Origin of the sequence: Curtobacterium sp. 1544, assembly GCF_040544915.1 — a bacterium.
Taxonomy (GTDB): domain Bacteria; phylum Actinomycetota; class Actinomycetes; order Actinomycetales; family Microbacteriaceae; genus Curtobacterium; species Curtobacterium pusillum_C.
The window spans coordinates 34,829-53,114 of record NZ_JBEPKX010000028.1; the positions used below are offsets into that span (position 1 = coordinate 34,829).

20 protein-coding genes are annotated in these 18,286 nt (G+C 72.1%); 10 read left to right on the forward strand and 10 right to left on the reverse strand.

Annotated elements, in window-relative coordinates:
- Positions 1 to 7: 7 nt before the first annotated feature.
- The 3 genes from ABIC61_RS14690 to ABIC61_RS14700 form a co-directional block, all read right to left on the reverse strand.
- Entirely contained in the window at positions 8 to 1,492 is a 1,485-nt protein-coding gene (locus tag ABIC61_RS14690) for a reverse transcriptase family protein (protein ID WP_354030518.1), read from the reverse strand.
- A gap of 120 nt (positions 1,493 to 1,612) precedes the next feature.
- Positions 1,613 to 2,980 (reverse strand): NtaA/DmoA family FMN-dependent monooxygenase, encoded by a 1,368-nt coding sequence (locus ABIC61_RS14695; protein ID WP_354030519.1) that lies wholly within the window; start codon positions 2,978 to 2,980, stop codon positions 1,613 to 1,615.
- Positions 2,977 to 4,086, reverse strand: a complete 1,110-nt coding sequence (locus ABIC61_RS14700; RefSeq protein WP_354030520.1) for an LLM class flavin-dependent oxidoreductase — start codon at positions 4,084 to 4,086, stop codon at positions 2,977 to 2,979. Before ABIC61_RS14700 ends, ABIC61_RS14695 begins: the two co-directional genes overlap by 4 nt.
- A gap of 118 nt (positions 4,087 to 4,204) precedes the next feature.
- Between ABIC61_RS14700 and ABIC61_RS14705 the strand changes: the two genes are divergently transcribed.
- Together ABIC61_RS14705 and ABIC61_RS14710 are read left to right on the forward strand one after the other, a co-directional pair.
- Positions 4,205 to 4,921 (forward strand): MgtC/SapB family protein, encoded by a 717-nt coding sequence (locus tag ABIC61_RS14705; protein ID WP_260852534.1) that lies wholly within the window; start codon positions 4,205 to 4,207, stop codon positions 4,919 to 4,921.
- 4 nt (positions 4,922 to 4,925) lie between these two features.
- Positions 4,926 to 5,486, forward strand: coding sequence for a histidine phosphatase family protein (locus ABIC61_RS14710; protein ID WP_354030521.1), 561 nt, complete (start codon positions 4,926 to 4,928; stop codon positions 5,484 to 5,486).
- 207 nt (positions 5,487 to 5,693) lie between these two features.
- On the opposite strand, the gene ABIC61_RS14715 is transcribed toward ABIC61_RS14710, so the two are convergent.
- The gene (locus ABIC61_RS14715; protein ID WP_354030522.1) at positions 5,694 to 6,503 is read right to left on the reverse strand and encodes a DUF1684 domain-containing protein; all 810 of its coding nucleotides are present in this window, start codon (positions 6,501 to 6,503) and stop codon (positions 5,694 to 5,696) included.
- A gap of 184 nt (positions 6,504 to 6,687) precedes the next feature.
- A complete protein-coding gene (locus ABIC61_RS14720; RefSeq protein WP_354030523.1) occupies positions 6,688 to 7,923 on the reverse strand; it encodes an ROK family protein in 1,236 nt (411 codons plus the stop codon).
- A gap of 122 nt (positions 7,924 to 8,045) precedes the next feature.
- On the opposite strand from ABIC61_RS14720, the gene ABIC61_RS14725 reads away from it, so the two are divergent.
- The 5 genes from ABIC61_RS14725 to ABIC61_RS14745 all read left to right on the forward strand — a co-directional run bounded on the left by ABIC61_RS14725 (position 8,046) and on the right by ABIC61_RS14745 (position 13,482).
- The gene (locus ABIC61_RS14725) at positions 8,046 to 9,050 is read left to right on the forward strand and encodes a carbohydrate ABC transporter permease (protein WP_354030524.1); all 1,005 of its coding nucleotides are present in this window, start codon (positions 8,046 to 8,048) and stop codon (positions 9,048 to 9,050) included.
- A gap of 4 nt (positions 9,051 to 9,054) precedes the next feature.
- Complete coding sequence (locus ABIC61_RS14730) at positions 9,055 to 9,984, forward strand: carbohydrate ABC transporter permease (RefSeq protein WP_354030525.1); 930 nt, start codon at positions 9,055 to 9,057, stop codon at positions 9,982 to 9,984.
- A complete protein-coding gene (locus tag ABIC61_RS14735; RefSeq protein ID WP_354030526.1) occupies positions 9,981 to 11,372 on the forward strand; it encodes an ABC transporter substrate-binding protein in 1,392 nt (463 codons plus the stop codon). Before ABIC61_RS14730 ends, ABIC61_RS14735 begins: the two co-directional genes overlap by 4 nt.
- Before the next feature lie 28 nt (positions 11,373 to 11,400).
- On the forward strand, positions 11,401 to 12,393 hold the full coding sequence (locus ABIC61_RS14740; protein ID WP_354030527.1) for a Gfo/Idh/MocA family protein: 993 nt from the start codon (positions 11,401 to 11,403) through the stop codon (positions 12,391 to 12,393).
- Positions 12,394 to 12,459: 66 nt separating this feature from the next.
- A complete protein-coding gene (locus ABIC61_RS14745; RefSeq protein ID WP_354030528.1) occupies positions 12,460 to 13,482 on the forward strand; it encodes a Gfo/Idh/MocA family protein in 1,023 nt (340 codons plus the stop codon).
- 106 nt (positions 13,483 to 13,588) lie between these two features.
- On the opposite strand, the gene ABIC61_RS14750 is transcribed toward ABIC61_RS14745, so the two are convergent.
- Both ABIC61_RS14750 and ABIC61_RS14755 read right to left on the reverse strand, forming a co-directional pair.
- Complete coding sequence (locus ABIC61_RS14750; RefSeq protein ID WP_354030529.1) at positions 13,589 to 14,617, reverse strand: SLAC1 family transporter; 1,029 nt, start codon at positions 14,615 to 14,617, stop codon at positions 13,589 to 13,591.
- 84 nt (positions 14,618 to 14,701) lie between these two features.
- Positions 14,702 to 15,661: an SDR family NAD(P)-dependent oxidoreductase gene (locus ABIC61_RS14755; protein WP_354030530.1), complete on the reverse strand. Its 960-nt coding sequence runs from the start codon at positions 15,659 to 15,661 to the stop codon at positions 14,702 to 14,704.
- A gap of 112 nt (positions 15,662 to 15,773) precedes the next feature.
- Between ABIC61_RS14755 and ABIC61_RS14760 the strand changes: the two genes are divergently transcribed.
- Complete coding sequence (locus ABIC61_RS14760) at positions 15,774 to 16,034, forward strand: hypothetical protein (RefSeq protein ID WP_354030531.1); 261 nt, start codon at positions 15,774 to 15,776, stop codon at positions 16,032 to 16,034.
- A 27-nt stretch (positions 16,035 to 16,061) separates the two neighbouring features.
- Here ABIC61_RS14760 and ABIC61_RS14765 read toward each other — a convergent pair whose 3' ends face one another.
- From ABIC61_RS14765 to ABIC61_RS14775, 3 genes are read right to left on the reverse strand one after another with little or no spacing between them, the layout of a single operon-like run.
- Entirely contained in the window at positions 16,062 to 16,280 is a 219-nt protein-coding gene (locus ABIC61_RS14765; RefSeq protein WP_144750240.1) for a hypothetical protein, read from the reverse strand.
- A 23-nt stretch (positions 16,281 to 16,303) separates the two neighbouring features.
- Positions 16,304 to 16,558: a DUF7218 family protein gene (locus ABIC61_RS14770; protein ID WP_097179352.1), complete on the reverse strand. Its 255-nt coding sequence runs from the start codon at positions 16,556 to 16,558 to the stop codon at positions 16,304 to 16,306.
- A gap of 25 nt (positions 16,559 to 16,583) precedes the next feature.
- Positions 16,584 to 16,919, reverse strand: coding sequence for a DUF3140 domain-containing protein (locus ABIC61_RS14775; protein WP_354030532.1), 336 nt, complete (start codon positions 16,917 to 16,919; stop codon positions 16,584 to 16,586).
- A gap of 90 nt (positions 16,920 to 17,009) precedes the next feature.
- Here ABIC61_RS14775 and ABIC61_RS14780 point away from each other — a divergent pair, with 90 nt between their 5' ends.
- Both ABIC61_RS14780 and ABIC61_RS14785 read left to right on the forward strand, forming a co-directional pair.
- Positions 17,010 to 17,915, forward strand: coding sequence for an SDR family oxidoreductase (locus ABIC61_RS14780; protein ID WP_354030533.1), 906 nt, complete (start codon positions 17,010 to 17,012; stop codon positions 17,913 to 17,915).
- A 63-nt stretch (positions 17,916 to 17,978) separates the two neighbouring features.
- Positions 17,979 to 18,116 (forward strand): hypothetical protein, encoded by a 138-nt coding sequence (locus ABIC61_RS14785; RefSeq protein ID WP_354030534.1) that lies wholly within the window; start codon positions 17,979 to 17,981, stop codon positions 18,114 to 18,116.
- Positions 18,117 to 18,286 lie beyond the last annotated feature (170 nt).

Below are 18,286 nucleotides of genomic sequence, written 5' to 3' on the forward strand. Positions count from 1 at the left end.
ACCGCCATCACCAGACGATGCGGGCGAACTCGTCGCGCAACCGCCGTGCGCGTCCGGGGTGGACCTGCTCAACCCACCCGATCCGTCCGAGCAGGTGCGCGCGGAAGTCGGGGTGACCCGCACGGTTCTGCGAGGCCGGGCCGTGCACGGCGGCGTTGTGCAGGATCGCGTGCAGCCGGTCGACCTCGCGCCGACCGGGTGCTGTCCGGTCGTTGACGACGACCCCGGTGACCGACTGCCGCGAGCCCCGCCGCCGCACCCGGCTCTTCGACGGGTTCAGCCGGAGTCCCTGTTCCGTCACGATCCGGTCGACCCCGCGGAGGAACGCGTCCGGTCGTGCCGCGAGCCGGTCGTCGCCGCTGAACGTCAGGTCGTCGGCGTACCGGGTGTAGACCGCGCCGACCGAGGCCGCCCACCCCGCGAGCCGCGCGTCGAGGTGCCGGAGCGCGGTGTTCGCGAGCGCCGGTGAGGTCGGTGCGCCCTGCGGCAGGTGTGCTTCCCGGAGCATCCCGCGCAGGGTCTGCCGTTCCTCCGGGCTGCCGCCGTCCGGCATCGCGCTGAGGACGTGCACCGGCACCCGGTGCGTGCAGACGCCGGTGAGGACGTGCGCGAGCGGCTCCGCGAAGCCCGCCGAACGGAAGACCCCGTACACGGTGGGCGCGGTGACGCTCGCGAAGAACGACGTCAGGTCGGCCGTGACGACGACCTGCTGCCCGGTGTGCACTGCGGCTCCGGTCACGACGCTCCGACCACCGACGAAGCCGTGCGCCGCGTCGTGCACCGGCAGCGCGGTGAGGAGCTCGTCGAGGATGGTCCGCTGCGTCCGGCGGAGCAGGTCCATCGGCTTCTCGAGCAACCGCGGCGTCCGCCCGGGCCGACGGATCCACTCCGCGCGGTAGTGGTGGAGCGGGCTGGACGGACCCGGTCGTCGGTTCCACGCACGGGTGTCTGCGAGCCAGAGCAGCCGGCCGACGGTCAGGTCGAGTTCGCGCGCGAGTTCCGGCAGCGTGTCGACGAGCAGTCGGGACGCGGTCTCCGGTCGTGCCCGGACCGCGGTCGCCCGGCGCGCGGTGATCCGGACCGGCCGGCGGGCCTCGCGTGCCCGGTGCAGTTCGGCGAGCCGCGGTGCCGCTGCGAGCACCGCCGCGAGCTGTCGCGGTGCGTCCACGGGTGGCCGTGGGTACGCGGCGAGGGCCGCCGCGACCGCGAGCCCGACGTAGGCACGCTCGACGCCCACCACCGCCCAGCCGGCAGCGGTCAGGTCGTCCGGTCCCCAGTGCTCCGCGGTCAGGAACGCGTCCGCGAGGGCGCCGGCGACGACGGACAGGGGCGTGGGGTTCCCGGGGGACCCGTCGGTGCCTCCGTGCGGCGTCGCGCGCGGAGCGCGCCGTCCCGCTCGGGGCGTGTCGTCCTGCTGGTCCTGCGTGCCCCGGGGTGACCCCGGAGAGGTCGACGCGTCACGCGCGCCGGCCGCCTCCCCCGGGAACTCCACGCGCTCACCCTACGGCGAACCCCTGACGGTCGGGAGGCACGGGGCGGGCCCGCACCGCGCCTCCAGGCCGGCGGTCGGTCGCCGCGACGGCCGTGCGCCGCTCTCCGGGACCGGCCCGCGTCAGGCGACCGCGCGTCGCGTCAGCGGACCGCGCAGGCCGAGGTGCTCGCGCAGCGTGTCGCCGCGGTACTCCGTCGGGTAGACGCCACGGTCCTGCAGGAGTGGCACGAGGCGGTCGACGATGTCGTCGAGGCCGGACGGGACGAGCCACGGCGAGACGTTGAACCCGTGCACGGCCCCGGCGTCGGCGTACTCGGCGAGCCGGTCCGCGACGCTCGAGTAGCCGCCGACGATGCCGCCGCGACGGACGCCGACGCGGGTGACGAGCTGGCGGATCGAGAGCCCCTCGGCCTCGGACAGTGCCCGCCACTGCGTCGCGAGCTCCTGCGACTTCTGGAACTGGAAGCCGGAGCCGCGCGTCGAACCGGTGACCTCGACGACGGGGTCGATGTCCGGCAGCGGGCCGTCCGGGTCGTAGGTCTGCAGCGACGTGCCCCAGATGTTCTCGAGGTAGGCGATCGCCGTGGCCGGTGTTATCTGGTGCTCGGCGACCCAGCGCGCTTTCTCCTCGGCCTCGGCGTCGGTGTCCGCGAGGACGAACTGCTGACCGGGGAAGATCTTCACGTCGTCCTCGGGGCGGCCTGCCGCGAGGGTGCGACGGCGGATGTCCGCGGCGAAGGCCTTGGCGTCCTCGAACTCGGGGTGCGCGCTGAAGATGACGTCGGCGGCCCTGGTGGCGAAGTCGCGCCCCTCGTCGGAGTCGCCCGCCTGGAAGAGCACCGGGTGTCCCTGGGCGCTGCGCGGGAGCCGTCCCTCGGCGCGGACGGCGTAGTGCCCGAGGTCGCGCTCGACGACGTGGACGCCCGAACGGTCCGCCCAGTTCGCCGCGTCACGGCCGGAGGCGACGACGTCGTCGTCCCACGAGTCCCAGACGGCGCGGACCGTCTCGACGACCCGCTCGGCGTGGGTGTACCGGTCGGCGTGGTCGAGGTAGCCGCCACGGCGGAAGTTCGCGCCGGTCCAGGCGTTGTCGGTCGTGACCACGTTCCAGGCCGCCCGCCCGCCGGACAGCAGGTCGAGGCTCTGCAGCCGGTGCGCGAGGTCGACCGGGTCGTTGTAGGTGGTGTTCTGGGTGGCGACGAGGCCGATCCTGTCGGTGATCGCGGCGAGGGCGGCGAGCTGCGTCTGGGCGTCCGGACGGCCGACGACGTCGAGGTCGTGCACCTGCCCGAGGTGTTCGCGGAGACGCAGCCCCTCGCCGAGGAAGAACGCCGAGAAGAGTCCACGCTCGGCGGTCTGCGCGATGCGGCGGAAGGACTCGAACGCCGTCTGCGAGCCGGACTCCGGCTCGGTCCAGATCGTCGTCGAGTTGACGCCCTGGAAGAAGACGCCGAACTGGATCTGGTTGCGCGGGGTCGTGGTGCTCATGCGGTGACCTCCTCGAGGGCGGCGGTGCGGGCGGCGGTGTGGCGGTTGACCGCGGCCGGGAGCCCGAGGACGTCCCGCAGCCGGTCACCGGGACGGGGCGACCGGAAGAGCCCGGCCTCGCGGAGGGCGGGCAGCACGGCGCGACCGATCTCGTCGAGGTCGTCGTCCAGGACCGCGGGGTGGAGCCGCACGCCGTCGACCTGGCCGGCGAGGTCGGTGAGCAGGTCGACGAGGCCGGCGGCGTCGCCGACGTACCGCCCGACGGTTCCTGGTGCCCACGGCTCGTGCGCGTCGAGGTCGGCGACCCGGCGGGCGGCGGGGACACCGGCACGGTCGAGGGCGACCTCGAGCTCGAGCCACACCTGCGCGGCGCCGGCCTCGGTCGCGACCAGACGGGTGGCCTGCGCACTCGAGGTGACGAGGGCGACGTCGGTGCCGGCGGGCAGTCCGCCGGCCAACGGGGCGAACACGGGCAGCTGCCCCTGCGGCGGCCGCGGGATGATGCTCGGTCCGGCGACGGAGAACCGGGGCGACTCGGCGGTCACCCGGTGCAGGCGGTCCCGGTCGACGTACCGCCAGGTCGTGGTGTCCCGGATGACGGCGTCGTCCTCCCAGCTGTCCCAGAGCTGACGGACGACCTCGATCGCGTCGGTGGCGGTCGCGACGGCCTCGGCGGCGTCGACCGGTGCGCGTCCGTACACCGCTGCGGAGCGCGGGTCGGGGTCGGTGTCCGCGATCCACCCGACACGGCCGTCGGAGGCCAGGTCGGCGGTGGCGAGCTGCGTCGAGACGTGGAAGGGCTCGGTGTACACCGCGGGGGCGACCGGGACGAGACCGATCGCCGACGTCAGCGGGGCCGCGAAGGCCGCACGCTGGACCGCGTCGATCCGGCCGGCGACACCACTGCCGGTCGACGTGCCCGGCGGGACCGCGGCGTCCTCGAACGTCACGACGGTGAACCCCGCTCGCTCGGCAGCCCGCACGGTGGCGGCGATGCGCCTCCCGCTGAGCAGGTCGGTCGGCGCGTGGTCGACCGCCCGCCACGCTGCGGGGTGTGCGCCGTCGCCGTCGAGTTCGATCGCGATCGCGAACGGGGCTGTGGTCATCGTTCCTCCCGGAGTCCGTCTGGTGCGACCCTAGGCAGCACTGCACCGGCCCCGATCGTCTGTTGCGAACGACGACGGCGTGTTACCCCGCGTGGCGGTGGGAGTACCGTCGGTCGGCGTGACGATCGAACACCTCACCGAACCGCTCGCCGGACAGGGGTGGGTGCAGATCGGCGAGGTCCTGCTCGCGTTCGCCCTCGCGTCGCTCATCGGCCTCGAGCGCCAGCTCCGGTCGAAGAGCGCCGGCATCCGCACGCAGGCGATCGTCGGGACCGCGTCCGCCCTCATGCTGCTCGTGAGCAAGTACGGGTTCAGCGACGTCCTCGTGCCGGACCACGTCGTGCTCGACCCGTCCCGTGTCGCCGCGCAGATCGTCTCCGGGGTCGGGTTCCTCGGCGCCGGGCTCATCCTCACCCGACGCGGAGCGGTCCGCGGGCTGACCACGGCGGCCGCGGTGTGGGAGACGGCGGCGATCGGCATGGCCGCGGGAGCCGGACTCTGGCTGCTCGCACTGGTCGTCACCGCCCTGCACTTCGTCGTGGTGTTCGGCTACACCGCGATCGTCCGGGCGCTGTCCCGCTCCGCCGAGCAGTCGATGACGCTCGACGTGGTCTACGACGCCGGGCGCGGGGTGCTCCCGGCCGTGCTCGCCCTCGTCACGGCCGGCGGGTGGCGGGTCGCCCGACTCGTGCAGCAGGACACCGACCGGGCCGACGCCACCGCGGTCCGGATCGACGTCGCCGGCCGGGCCGAGGGGTCCCTGCTCATCGCCCGGATCGGCGAGGTCGACGGCGTGCGGATCGTGGACCCGTCGGCCGCCGACGACCTGGAGTGACGCCGTGCCCTCGTTCTTCCTGACCCACGCCGAGGTCGTCGTGGACCCCGCGCGGCCGATCGAGTCGTGGGGGCTCTCCACCGACGGCCGTGCCCGCGCCGCGGGGGCCGCTGCCGTCGCCTGGTGCCCCGGGGTCCGGCGCATCGTGTCGAGCACCGAGCGGAAGGCGATCGACACCGCTGCGGTCGTCGCGGAGGCGGTCGGGCTCGTCCCCTCGACGGACGCCGCACTCGGTGAGATCGACCGCAGTGCGACGGGCTACCTGCCGCTCGACGAGTTCGACGTGGTCGTCGACGCCTTCTTCGCCGCACCGGAAGGCTCGGTGCGCGGGTGGGAGCGGGCGGTCGACGCCCAGGCGCGCATCGTCAGGGCGGTCCGGGCGCTGACCACCGACGGCGACGTCACGATCGTCTCGCACGGTGCCGTCGGGGCGCTGCTGCTCGCCGACCTGCGCGGCGTGCCGATCTCCCGCGCGCTCGACCAGCCGGGCATGGGCAGCGTGTTCACGTTCGACCCGCAGGCGTGGCGGGCGGCGAGCGGGTGGTCCCGCGTCCGGGTGCCCTGAGCGCTCGCGCGGGCTGCCGGGCGGGCGGGAGGGCGCCGCTGCCGTACGACGACTCCGACGTCGTACGACATCGGACTCGTCGCAACCGAGCGCGCGCAACAGCCCGCGCACGCAAGCAACGACACCGCCGACGTCGTACGACATCGACAGTGTCGTTTCGAGTCCGCACCGCCCGGGCCCGTCACCCGCACCCGGCGCCCGCCCGCCTCACACCGGCAGCCGCTCCCCCGCCTCCACGGCCACGTCGAGCCGGTTCTCCGCCGGCGGCAGCGGGCACGTCGCGTGCTCGGTGTACGCGCACGGCAGGTTCGTCGCCCGGTTGAAGTCGATCGTCGTCGCACCGGAGGCGTCCGGCGCCGCGATGTCCAGGCTCCGGTTGGCCGCGTAGGTCGTCACCCCGCTCGTCCGGTCGGTGAACAGCACGTGCAACCCGTCCCCGTGCCCGTTGAACGCCAGGAGCGACCGCGGCCCGTCGAGGTCGAACGTCAGCACGCCCGGCGCCTCGTACACGTGCTGCAGCCCGTCAACGACGGACCCCACCGTCACCGAGCGCGGCGTCTCGAACGGCTCGAAGCGCGCGTCGACGACGAAGGCGGTGTCCGGCTCGTACGACGGCGTTCCCGGGTACGACACCCGCGTCGCGTTCGAGGGGTGGCGCGGCCGGATGACGTCACTGCCACCGCGGCGGGCGACCTCGACGACCACGGTCTCGTCCCCGTCCTGCCACACGACGGACGTGCTCGACCGTTCCGGCAGTGGTCCGAAGCGGTGCGTCCCGGTGACCCGGACGCCGTCGACCTCGATCGACTCCCCCTCGGCGAGCACCACCACGGGCCCGTCGTCCGAAGTGGACCACGTCCCGGGAGCGTCATCGAACCGCTCCGGCGTGCTGGTCAGCCAACGGATGCTCGTGATCGCCAGGAACCCGTGCTCGCTCGCACGGGAACGCTCGTGAGCCTCGTGCCAGGCGCTCCACGCGGCCTGGAAGTCGGGTGCGGTCGGCGTCGTCGTGGTCATGGGACGACGCTACGTCCTCCGCGGGTCGCGTCGCGACGGTCGCCGTCTCGGGACGTCACGCGGTCCGCGAACGTGGACGGGGCGGTGACGGCGACCAGGCCGGGAGGTGCGGTGCAGGTCGGGACGCGCACCGCGCCTCCCGACCGGTGCCGGACCAGGGCCGCACCCACCGGACCGCGCCGGCTCACCAGGGGTGCGCGATGCTGCGGGCCCGCGGCCCGCGGGCCGTCGCGACACGCGAGGCGGTCTCCTCCGGCGCGCGCGCGTCGAGCGCCGTCGCGAGGACCGCGCACGCCGCACCGCGGGCGACGGCCTGTTCGCCGTGCGTGGTCGGCTCGACGGCGATCCGCGGCGCGTCCGGCAGGCGGCCCGCCAGGCTCGTGCGGACCGCGTCGAGGAACACCTCGCCGCCCGCGATGGCCGCACTGCCGCCGATCACGACGTCGGTGACGTCGAGGAGTTCGACGACGTGGGCCAGCGCTGAGCCGAGGGCCGCTCCGCCGGCCGCGACCAGGGGTGCACCATCGGGATCGGCGCAGAGGGACTCGTAGGCGGCGCGGACCGCGGCGGGGCAGTCGGTGCCGGTGTCGGCGGGCAGGAGTCCGGCGTCGATCGCGCGCCGGACCTGCTGGAGCGGCTGGCAGGCCTCCCAGACGGCGGTCCACCGGCCGTGGGCGTGCACGGGCATTCCGCCGAACTCGCCGGCGTTGCCGGTCGCCCCGCGGACGACCTCGCCCCCGGCGACCACAGCCGCACTGATCCCGTGCCCGAGCGTGACCGTGACGAGGCCCGCGGTGCTCGTGGTGGTCCAGGCCTCGCCGAGCCCGCCCGCGACGCCGTCCTTCTCGAGCAGGACGGGCAGGCCGGTGCGACGGCCGAGCTCCTCGGCGACGGGCACGCCGGCCCAACCGGGGAGCTGGACCGGTGCGGCGAGCGCCGCCCGTGCCGGGTCGAGCGGCCCGGGTGCCGCGACGCCGATGCCGACGAGGCGTTCCCGGGTGGTGCGGTGCTGCCGGGTCCGTCCGGCGAGCAGGCGTTCCGTCATCGCGGCCATGGAGTCGAGGGTCGCCGTGGGGTCGTCCACGCGGCCGGTGTCACGGTGTTCGGTGGCGAGGACGGTGCCGGCGAGGTCGACCAGGACCGCGGTGACGCGAGCGGGGTCGAGGTGGAGGCCGATGGCGTACCGGGCGTCGGGGGCGATGCCGAGCGCGCGGGGTCCCTCGGGTGCGGTGGGGGCTTCATGGCGGAGGAGTCCTTCGCGGAGGAGCCGGGCGGCGATGTTCGACACGGTCTGCGCGGTGAGTCCGGTGGTCGCGGCGATCGCGGTCCGGGTGGCCGGGCCCTGCCTGCGGACGACGTCGAGGACGAGGGCCCGGTTGAGGGTGCCGACTCGCGCGCTGTTCGTTCCGCGGTGCAACACGGGGTGCGCTGGTGGTTGACGCGGATCGTCCATGGTCCCTAGCATCGCATCACCTCGGTTTCATCAATCAATTTGATTGAATCGTACGGCCACACCGGTGTGACCACGACGAAGGGACGCTCGTGACGACGACGACACGATCCGGTACCGCAGCTCCACCGCCCGTCCGGGAACGCGACGCCGCGGTCCCGAGACCCCGTCGACGCCCCCGTGAGAAACACCCGTGGACGGTCGCCGAGAAGCGTCGGCTCCGGGTCGGTCTCGCGTTCATCTCCCCGTGGATCATCGGCGTCCTCGTGTTCATCGGCTACCCGCTGGTGTACTCGTTCGCGATCAGCCTGACGCGGTACTCGGGCATGAACGGTGCGACGTGGGTCGGGTTCGGCAACTACGTCGCGGCGTTCATCGACCCCCTGGTCCACACCGCGGTCGGCAACACCCTGTTCTTCGCGGTGATCGCGGTCCCGGTCGGGATCGTCGTCGCCATCGTGATCGCGATGGCGATGAACCAGGACGTCCGCGAGATCGGCTGGTACCGCACGGCGCTGTACATCCCGTCGCTCATCCCGACGTTCGCGCTGGCGTTCATCTTCGTGGTGCTCGTCAACCCGCAGACCGGCATCGTGAACCAGGTCATGAAGCTCGTCGGCATCCCGGCGACGAACCTGCTCGGCGACCCGACGACCGCGAAGCTCGTCATCGTCGCGCTGGCGCAGATGGGTGCCGGCAACGCGGCGCTGATCTTCCTCGCCGGACTCCGCGGGATCCCGAAGACCCTGTACGAGGCTGCCCGCGTCGACGGTGCCGGCCCGGTGCGGCAGTTCTTCGCCCTGACTCTTCCGCTGCTGTCCCCGGTCATCCTGTTCAACCTGATCACGGGCATCAGCAACGGCCTGCAGGTCTTCACCGAGGCGTACGTGATCTCGTCCGGCACGGGCGGCCTCGGCAGTCCGGACAACGGGACGTTGTTCTACATGCTCTACCTCTACAAGAACGCGTTCAGCTACGCGCAGCTCGGGTTCGCGAGCGCGATGGCCGTCCTGCTGTTCCTGGCCGGCATGCTCCTCTCGGGGCTCGTGTACTGGCTGTCGAAGCGGTTCGTGAACTACGACGTGACCGGAGAGTGACCCGATGAGCCTGCACACCAAGTCCTCGCCCACCGTCACCGCGAGCGTCGAGACGGTCAACCCGAAGGGCCGCCGCGGCGAGCGCTCCCGCAACGCCGACGGCTCGATCCGTTCGCCGTGGTCGTCGGTCCTCGCCCGCGTGGTGCTCATCGTGATGAGCCTGCTGTTCCTGGTGCCCATCTACTGGATGGTCATCTCCGCGCTGAAGGGCAACTCCGAGCTCGGCGCCTTCCCGCCCACCTGGTTCCCGCAGTGGCTGGACTGGTCGAACTTCGCCGACGCCGTGAACGCGATGCCGTTCTTCACGTTCTTCCGGAACACGCTCATCATCACGGTCTGCGTGACGGTGTTCTCGATGGTGTCGAACCTCGTGATCGCGTACGGGTTCGCGTGCCTGGAGTGGCGCGGACGAGACCGCCTGTTCTACGTCGTCCTGGCGACGCTGTTCATCCCGTTCCCGGTGACCCTGATCCCGATGTTCGACCTGTACGCACGGCTCGGGTGGATCAACACGTTCCTGCCGCTGATCGTGCCGAGTCTGTTCGGGTCGGCGTTCTACGTCTTCCTGCTGCGGCAGTTCCTGCTGCAGATCCCGAAGGACCTGCTGAACGCGGCGCGGATGGACGGTGCGTCGGAGTGGGGCATCCTGTGGCGGATCGTGTTCCCGCAGGCGCGGGCGGCGCTCGTCACGGTCGGGATCTTCGCGGCGGTCGGGGCCTGGAACGACTTCCTCGGCCCGCTCATCTACCTGCAGGACCAGAACGTGCAGACCCTGTCGATCGGTCTGCAGGTGTTCCGCCTGAACAACTCGCAGGACTTCCAGTTCAACCAGCTGATGGCGGCTTCGGTGCTCATCATCCTGCCGCTCGTGGTCCTGTTCTTCGTGTTCCAGCGGACGTTCATCAAGGGCGTCCAGATCGGGAGCTTCAAATGAGCAGCGCATTCGACCGACGGACGTTCCTGCGCGGTGCCGCCGCGACCGGTGGCGCGGGTGCGCTCGCACTCCTCGCGGCCTCGTGCGCCACGGGGTCCAGCGCCCGGAGCAACCCGAACCAGGTCACGATCTGGGGCGTCACGGGCACGTTCGTACCGTTCCAGACGAAGGTCATCAACCAGTTCAAGGCGCTCCACCCGGACATCGACGTCAAGGTGAACGTGGTGCCGTCGCAGGGCACCGGTGACGCGACGAGCATCATCACGGCAGTGCGCGGCGGGACGGCCCCTGACCTGTGGCTGCTCGACCGGTTCAGTGCGGCGCAGTACGCGGCGATCGGGTTGATCGAGCCGATCGACGACCTCATCGAGGAGTTCGAGGACCAGCCGAAGGACGAGTTCCTGGCGCAGTGGCTCGGGTTCGCCGTCGGCGAGGTGACGTACGAGGGCAAGACGTACGGGCTCCCGCACGACACCGACTGCCGCGGGATGTTCGTGAACCGGAAGATGCTCAAGGGCGCCGGGGTCGACCCGGACGAGTTCGACTGGGAGCACAACGGCCCGGCGACGTTCGACCGGGTGTGGGAGGTCAGCGAGCGCATCACGAAGAAGTCCGGTGGGAACTACACCCACATGGGGCTCCTCCCCTGGTACGGCGAGGGGTGGCCGTTCACCTGGGGGCTGGGTCTCGGGGCGTCGTACTTCGACCAGCAGGACTCCCGGATGACGATGGACTCGAAGAGCGTCCGCGGGATCTTCGACTTCTACGAGGACTGGGCGAAGCGGTACGGCTACAAGGACGCCGACACCTTCATCGCCACGTACGAGCCGACGGGGCACCCGCCGGGGCAGACCGCGTTCATGGCCGACCGGATGGCGTTCATGGTGAGCGTGCCGTCGACGATCCAGACGTTCGACAACTACGGCCCGAAGGACCTCGACTGGGGCACCGCCTACCTACCGACGCAGCAGGCCGGCGACGACAAGTACACGTGGTCCGGCGGGTTCGCGCTCTGCCTGCCGAAGGGGTCGAAGAAGAACAAGGCCGTGTGGGAGCTCATGAAGTACTTCACGAGCAAGCGTGGCCAGGAGACCTACATGGTGCCCGCCACGAGCGTGCCCACGAACCTCTCCGCACTCGAGGACCCGAAGGGCTCCGCGAAGTCGATCCGGTTCTTCGTCGAGTCGATCGGCGCATCCACCTGCCGTCCCCCGCTGCCCGTCGGCGGCGCGTGGTGGGACTCCCTCGCAGACGCCCGGTCGAGCGTGCTGCTCGGCACGGCGAGCCCGCAGGAGGCCGTCGAACGGGCGCAGAACCGTGTCGACCCGATGATGCAGACCTACTCCCCGTTCAAGCTCCCCAAGGACTACGACAAGGTCCGGATCTGATCCGGGCCACGACGAAAGGACCACCACCGTGCCCGCCACCCCCATCCGCGTTGCCGTCCTCGGCTTCTGGCACGTCCACGCCGGTGACTACGCCCGCCAGGCCGTGGAGCACCCCGGCACCGAGCTCGTCGCCGTCTGGGACGACGACGTCGAACGCGGCCGCGAGGGCGCCGAGCGCTTCGGCGTCGAGTTCACCGACGACCTCGACGCGCTCCTCGCCCGCGACGACGTCGACGCGGTCACGATCACCACCTCCACCGACGTGCACCGCGACGTCATCACGCGTGCAGCGCGCGCCGGCAAGCACGTCTTCACCGAGAAGCTCCTCGCCCCCACCGTCGAGGAGTGCGAGGAGATCATCGCCGCGTGCGACGCCGCCGGCGTCAAGCTCATCGTCTCGCTCCCCCGGCTGTACCACGGCTACACGGCCGCGATCCGCCGCGAGATCGACGAGGGGCGCCTCGGCGACGTCGACTACGCCCGCGTCCGGTTGTCCCACGACGGCGCGATCGCACCGTGGCTACCCGAGCGCTTCTTCGACCCGCAGACCGCGATCGGCGGGGCACTCACCGACCTCGGCTGCCACCCCGTGTACCTGACGCAGCTGTTCCTCGGCGCCCGCCCGGACACCGTGGACGCCGTCTACCGCTCGGTCACCGGCCGCGCCGTGGAGGACCACGCCGTCGTCACCGTCGGCTACCCCTCGCAGGCCATCGGCGTGATCGAGGCCGGCTTCGTCGCCGGCACCCCGTTCACCATCGACGTCGCCGGGACCGCCGGCTGGCTCGCCTACTCCGACCAGCAGGGGGTCCTCACCGCCGGTGGCGCGGCCTACGGCGACAGGCCGGTCAGCCTCCCGGTCCCGGAGGACGCCCAGGACGCGTTCGGCCAGTGGGTGGACCACATCACCACCGGGACGCGCGCGGACGACAACCTCGCCCGCGCCGTCGAACTCACCCGACTCGTCGTGGCCGCCAACCAGGCCGCCCGCCATGCCGCCCGGGTGCCGGTCCCCGCCTGACCGGCGGGACCACGGACACCAGCAGCACCACGAACACCAGCACGACCAGAGCCAGGAGTACCAACCATGCCCACTGCCCCCATCCGCGTCGGCCTCATCGGCGGCGGCGGCATCGCCTCCGCCCACATCGCCGGCTACGCCCAGCACCCGGACCTCATCCGCATCGCCGCGGTGGCCGACGCCGTCCCCGCGACCGCCGAGGGTCGCGGCGCCGAGCTCGGTGTGCCGTTCTTCACGGACTACGTCGAGATGCTCGAACGCGCCGACGTCGACGCCGTCGACATCTGCCTGCCGCACCACCTGCACCGCGACGCGATCGTGGCCGCGGCACGCGCCGGCAAGCACGTCCTCTGCGAGAAGCCGCTCTGCCTGAGCCCGGACGAGGCCCGTGACGTGCAGGCCGCCGTGTCCGAGGCCGGCGTCACCCTCATGTGCGCCCACAACCAGCTGTTCATGCCGGCGGTCGCGAAGGCCAAGCAGCTCCTCGACGAGGGCGCGCTCGGCACCGTGTACGAGGTCCGCACCACGGACTCGTTCCGCAACGAGTTCGACCCGTCGAACATGGGTTGGCGCGCCCACGCGTCGCAGAGCGGTGGCGGCGAGCTCATCGACACCGGCTACCACCCGAGCTACCTGCTCATGCACCTCGCCGGCGGTGTGCCGACGCAGGCCACGGCATTGCTCTCCACCCACCGCCTGAAGTTCATGGAGGGCGAGGACTCCGCGCAGGCGCTGTTCCGCTTCGACAACGGTGCGGTCGGGCAGCTCGTCACCAGCTGGGCCTACGAGCCGGCCGCCGGCACCGAGCGCTTCAGTGCGGTGGGAGAGCTCGGCGCCCTCACGAGCGACGGCACGACCCTGCGGTGGGACCTGCGCGACGGCACGAGCGAGACGGTCACCTTCGACGAGGTCGACACCTTCGCCGCCGAGATCGAGGCCTTCGGCGTCTGCCTCCGGGACGGCACGCGGCCCATCCACACCGAGCGCGAGGGCATCGCGGTGCTCGGCATGATCCTGGCGGCCTACGAGGGTGCACGCACCGGCACGATCGCGCCGGTGCTGACGGCCGAGCAGGCCGTCTCGGCCTGACCACCGCGCCCTGCACGGCGCCCTGAGTGGGGCCCTGCAGGCGACCAACGGACGGGAGGCACGGTGCGCGTCCGACGCGCACCGTGCCTCCCGTCCGTCGTCGCGTTCAGACCACCCGCGTCGCCCCCGTCACGGGGCCGGGCTCCGCGTCCTGGTCGTCGGCGGCCTGCAGGACGTCCTCGGCCTGTCGGAGCAGGTGGTGCGCCGCCAACCCGATCGACCGCGCCCCGACGACCGCGACGAGCGCGCACAGCAGCGCGAGCACCGCGACGACCGGGATCCACGCCCACGACGGGTCGAGCACCCGCAGCCACTCGATCGCGGCCGTCGCGACCGCCGCGGCCGGGAACACGAACGACCAGAACCCGAGCGAGAACGACAGGCGCACGTACCGCGGCAGCAGCGCGAGCTGCACGAGGAACAGCAGGGCACCGAGCCCCGCGATCGCCTGCACCGGCAGCGTCACCACGTCGTCCGTCAACGCGAACACCGACACCGTGGCCACGGCCGGCGGTGCGACGAGGATCGCCATCGTCGGCACCAGCGGACCGGGCAGCTCGGGCCGGAAGCACAGCCGGAGCAGCAGCAGACCGGTCATCACGCCCCAGAAGAACACGCCGACGCCGAAGCAGGCCCAGGACAGCCAGGTCGCGCCGACCTCGTGCGTCGCCACCGAGCCGACCAGCGCCGCGGCCACCGTCGGCAACAGGTAGCCGCCGTGCACCGACTCGAGCGCGAGCCGCCCCTCGAACCACGTGCTCAGCAGCCACGCGGCGAACCCGGCCGCCACCGCCACGGCGAGGAGCACGAGGACCTGCCCACCGACGGGCCAGACGTGCGCGAGGTCGACACCGAGCAGCATCGCCGTCGCCGGGACGAGTGCCGCGAGCGGACCCTGCGCCGGGTGCCGGAGCTGGTCGACGAGCCGTTCGTGCGCGCGCACCCGGATGCCTCGGACGACGTGTGCGCCGAGCATCCAGAGCCAGGCGACGGCGGCGATCACCCAGAAGACCTGCGGCAGGAACGCCGGCAGGTGCAGCACGGGGGCCGAGTACGACCAGGTCTCGGCGAACCCGGCGAGGCCGAACGGCACTGCGAGGGTGTTGAGCGGGATGCGTGTGGTGGGTCGTGGCATGGCGGACCCATTCTCGCGGAGTGCGGAACCCCGCACACTGCGGACTGGAGGCACGGTGCCCGGCCGCCACGCGCCTCCAGTCCGTCAGCGGCGTCGGCCCAGGGCGACGCCCGCCACCGCGGCGACCGCCCCGATGACCAGGAGCGGGCGCGTGACGCGCCGTCGCTTCGCGACCCAGCCGCCGTCGGTGGCGTTGCCCGCGTCGGCGGGACTGTAGAGGTTGCCGTCGGTCGGAGCGCCGGTGCCGCGGAGCGCGAACGTCTCCACCATCGGCTTCGTGAGCTTGTGGAACAGCCCGGGGAACACGTACTGCAACGGCACGAGGGACGCCTGGACACGGCCGACGTAGCGGTAGCGCTTCGGGTGCAGCGCCGCTCGGACCACGGCACGCCCGGCCCGTCCGACCGACACCGTCGGCGGCAGCGGGTGGGACTTCTTCCCGGTGTAGTTGGCGCCGTTCTGGTAGATCGGGGTGTCGATCGTCGACGGCAGCAGCGTCGTGAACCGGATCCCGGTGTGGGCGAACTCGTCGCCGAGCACGTCGACCAGCCCGAGTGCCGCGTGCTTGCTCGTCACGTACGCCGACTGGTACGGCGCCGAGAGCAGGGACTGGATCGACCCGACGAGCACGTAGGTGCCCCTCCCGCGCTGCTTCCAGTGCGGGAGCAGGTGCGTGACGGCGTTGAGGTGCCCGTAGAGGTTCGTGTCGACGACGCGCTTGAACGCCTCCGTCGGCGTCTGCTCGAACAGGCCGTAGACGAAGAGGGCTGCGTTGCCGACGAACACGTCGATGCGGCCGAAGCGGCTCGTCACCGTCCCGATCAGGTCCGCGACCTGGTGCTCGTCGGCGACGTCGGTGGGGATCGCGATCGCCTCGGCGCCGAGCTTCCGGCACTCCGCCGCGGCGGCCTCGAGACTGTCGTGGCTGCGCGCGGCGAGCACCAGGGTCGCGCCCTGTCGAGCGAACTCGTGCGCAGCGGCCCTCCCGATGCCGCTCGATGCTCCGGTGACGACGACGATCTTCCCGCGGAACCGATGTGCCATGTCCTCGTTGCTACGCGGTCGGTGCTCGTGGCCGGCACAGGCGGGCGTACCCCGGGGTCCGGGTCCCGCGCCGCGGGGTGCGCCGACGCCCGCCGGGTGTCACGATGGGGACATGCGCAAGGACGACCTCACCGTCGACGAGGCGACCGTGATCGCCCAGCACGCCCGCGACGGCGTGCTGGAACTCGAGGATCCCGAGGTCCGGAAGGTCGTCGAGCAGGCGAACCGCGTGCTCGTCCACGCACAGATGTGGGGCGAGGAGCGGAGTCCGAAGCTCCGCCGACGCAGACGCTTCATCGCGGTCGGCGCGCTGCTCTTGGTGCTCGTGTGGGTGGCGGGGCTGCTCGTCCCGATCGCCGTGCGGTTCGGCTGACACGGGGCGTCCGGGGCGGCCTGGTCGTCAGGGGCGGCCGCGGGCGTTCCGGGCGACGAGCCACAGGTACGTGCTGTGCCCGACGAGCGCGAGCCCGAAGAAGACCGCCGCGACGGCGTAGACCCGGTCGAGCTTGCCCTGGCCGATCACGAGCATCACGATGCAGAACACGACGGCCACGGCGAGCACACCGACCTGCACCGTCGACCAGATCCGTCGGAAGCGCGGCATGCCCGTCTCGTTCACGGACACCATTCTGCCCGATGCGGTCAGTGGTCCCGGAGCGCTTCGATGAGCTCGGACTTCCGCTTCGACGAGTAGCCGGTCAGACCGAGCTCCTTCGCGCGCTTCCGGAGGTCCGCGACGGTCCAGTCGTCGTACGACCCGGACTCGCCGCCCTTCCGGCCCACGGCCTCCTTGCCACGGGCCGCGGCGGCGTTGCTGATGCGGGCGGCCTTCTCCTTCGAGTTGCCCTCCTTGCGGAGTTCGTCGTACATGTCCGGCTTCTTGAGTTGGTTCGGCATGGCCCGCAGGGTACGCGCGGCGCCGTCAGCGCTTCTCGGGGTCGTTGCCCCAGTTCATGAGGGACCACCGCCACGGGGTGTCGTGCACGTCGCCGCCCGGCCGCTGCTTCGCGTGCCGGGCGACGTACCCCACGACCTTGCGCATGTGGGCGTAGTCGTCGTCGGTGTAGTCGGCCTGCTTCTTGTCGAGGATCCGGATGATGTGGCGTCCGCTCTCGTGCCCGGTCGACTCGCCGCCGCCCGACGGCTTCTGTCCCACCTGCTTCGACTCGTCCGTGTCGAGCCAGGCGCGGAGCTCCGAGGCGGTCATGTTCACCGCGTCGTCGAAGTCCTCGCGGGTCTGCTGTTCGTCGTCGCTCATGCCACTGACCGAACTCCGCACTCCTGCAGGTGATCCCAGACCGCACCCTGTTCGGTGGGAGGGACCACGAACGCACCACAGGAGCACCCGATGAGCGCACCCCGCGACCAGTACGAAGCCACCAACCCGCGCACCCGCTACCCCGACGTCCGACCGGAGCCGCAGACGCAGGCCGAGCCGGGCCTCCAGTCCGAGATGCGACCGATCCCCGACCTCGGCGAGGAGACCTACCGCGGAACCGGTCGGCTGGCCGGCCGGAAGGCCCTGATCACCGGCGCGGACTCCGGCATCGGCGCCGCCGTCGCGATCGCCTTCGCACGCGAGGGCGCGGACGTCGTGCTCGCCTACCTGCCCGAGGAGCAGTCCGACGCCGACCACGTGATCGAGCAGATCCGGGCCGCTGGTCGCACCGCGGTGCCGATCCCGGGCGACCTCCGCGACCGTGCGTACGCGAAGACCCTCGTCGACCAGGCCGTTGAGGGGCTCGGCGGCCTCGACACCCTCGTCAGCGTCGCCGGGAAGCAGCGCTGGCAGCCGAACGTCGAGGACCTCACCGACGAGCAGTTCGAGGCGACCTTCGACGTCAACGTCTTCGGGCTCTTCCGGCTCGTGCGCGCCGCGCTCCCCCACCTGCACCCCGGGTCGACGATCACGACGACCGCGTCGATGGAGGCGTACCAGCCCGCACCCGACCGGCTCGACTACGCCGCGTCCAAGGGTGCGATCAACAACCTGTCGAAGGGGCTCTCGCAGGCTCTCGTCGAACGCGGCATCCGGGTGAACGTCGTGGCACCGGGGCCGACCTGGACCGTTCTGCAGCCGAGCGGCGGCGTCGACCCCGAGTCCCTGCCGGACTTCGGGTCGAGCGAGTCGCCGATGGGACGCGCGGCGCAGCCCGCCGAACTCGCCCCCGCCTACGTGTTCCTCGCGTCGCAGGAGTCGAGCTACGTCGTCGGCGAGACGCTCAACGTCAACGGCGGCATGGTCACGCCCTGACCCCTGGGAATGCCCGGCGGCCCGCCGGTGTCGAACTCATCACCGAACGCGAAGGAGTACACCATGGCCCACGACCTCCACAAGAGCACCGGCCTCGACGACGAGCGCACCTGCCTGCCGACGAGCACCGTCTCGGTCCTGCACGACGACCGCAAGCCGTCCTTCGGACGCTGGCTCGGCCAGATCAACCGTCAGGACTGAGCAGGCCGGCCCACGTGCTCGAGACGTGACGGCGGATCGACTGGAGGCGGGGGGGCCCCGGGGCCCCCCCCCCCCCCGCCGGGGGGGGAAACGGGGGCCCCCCCCCCACGGGGGGGGGGGCCCCCGCGCGGTTCAGGGGTGGGGGCGCCACCCCCCTAACCCGGGAGGAA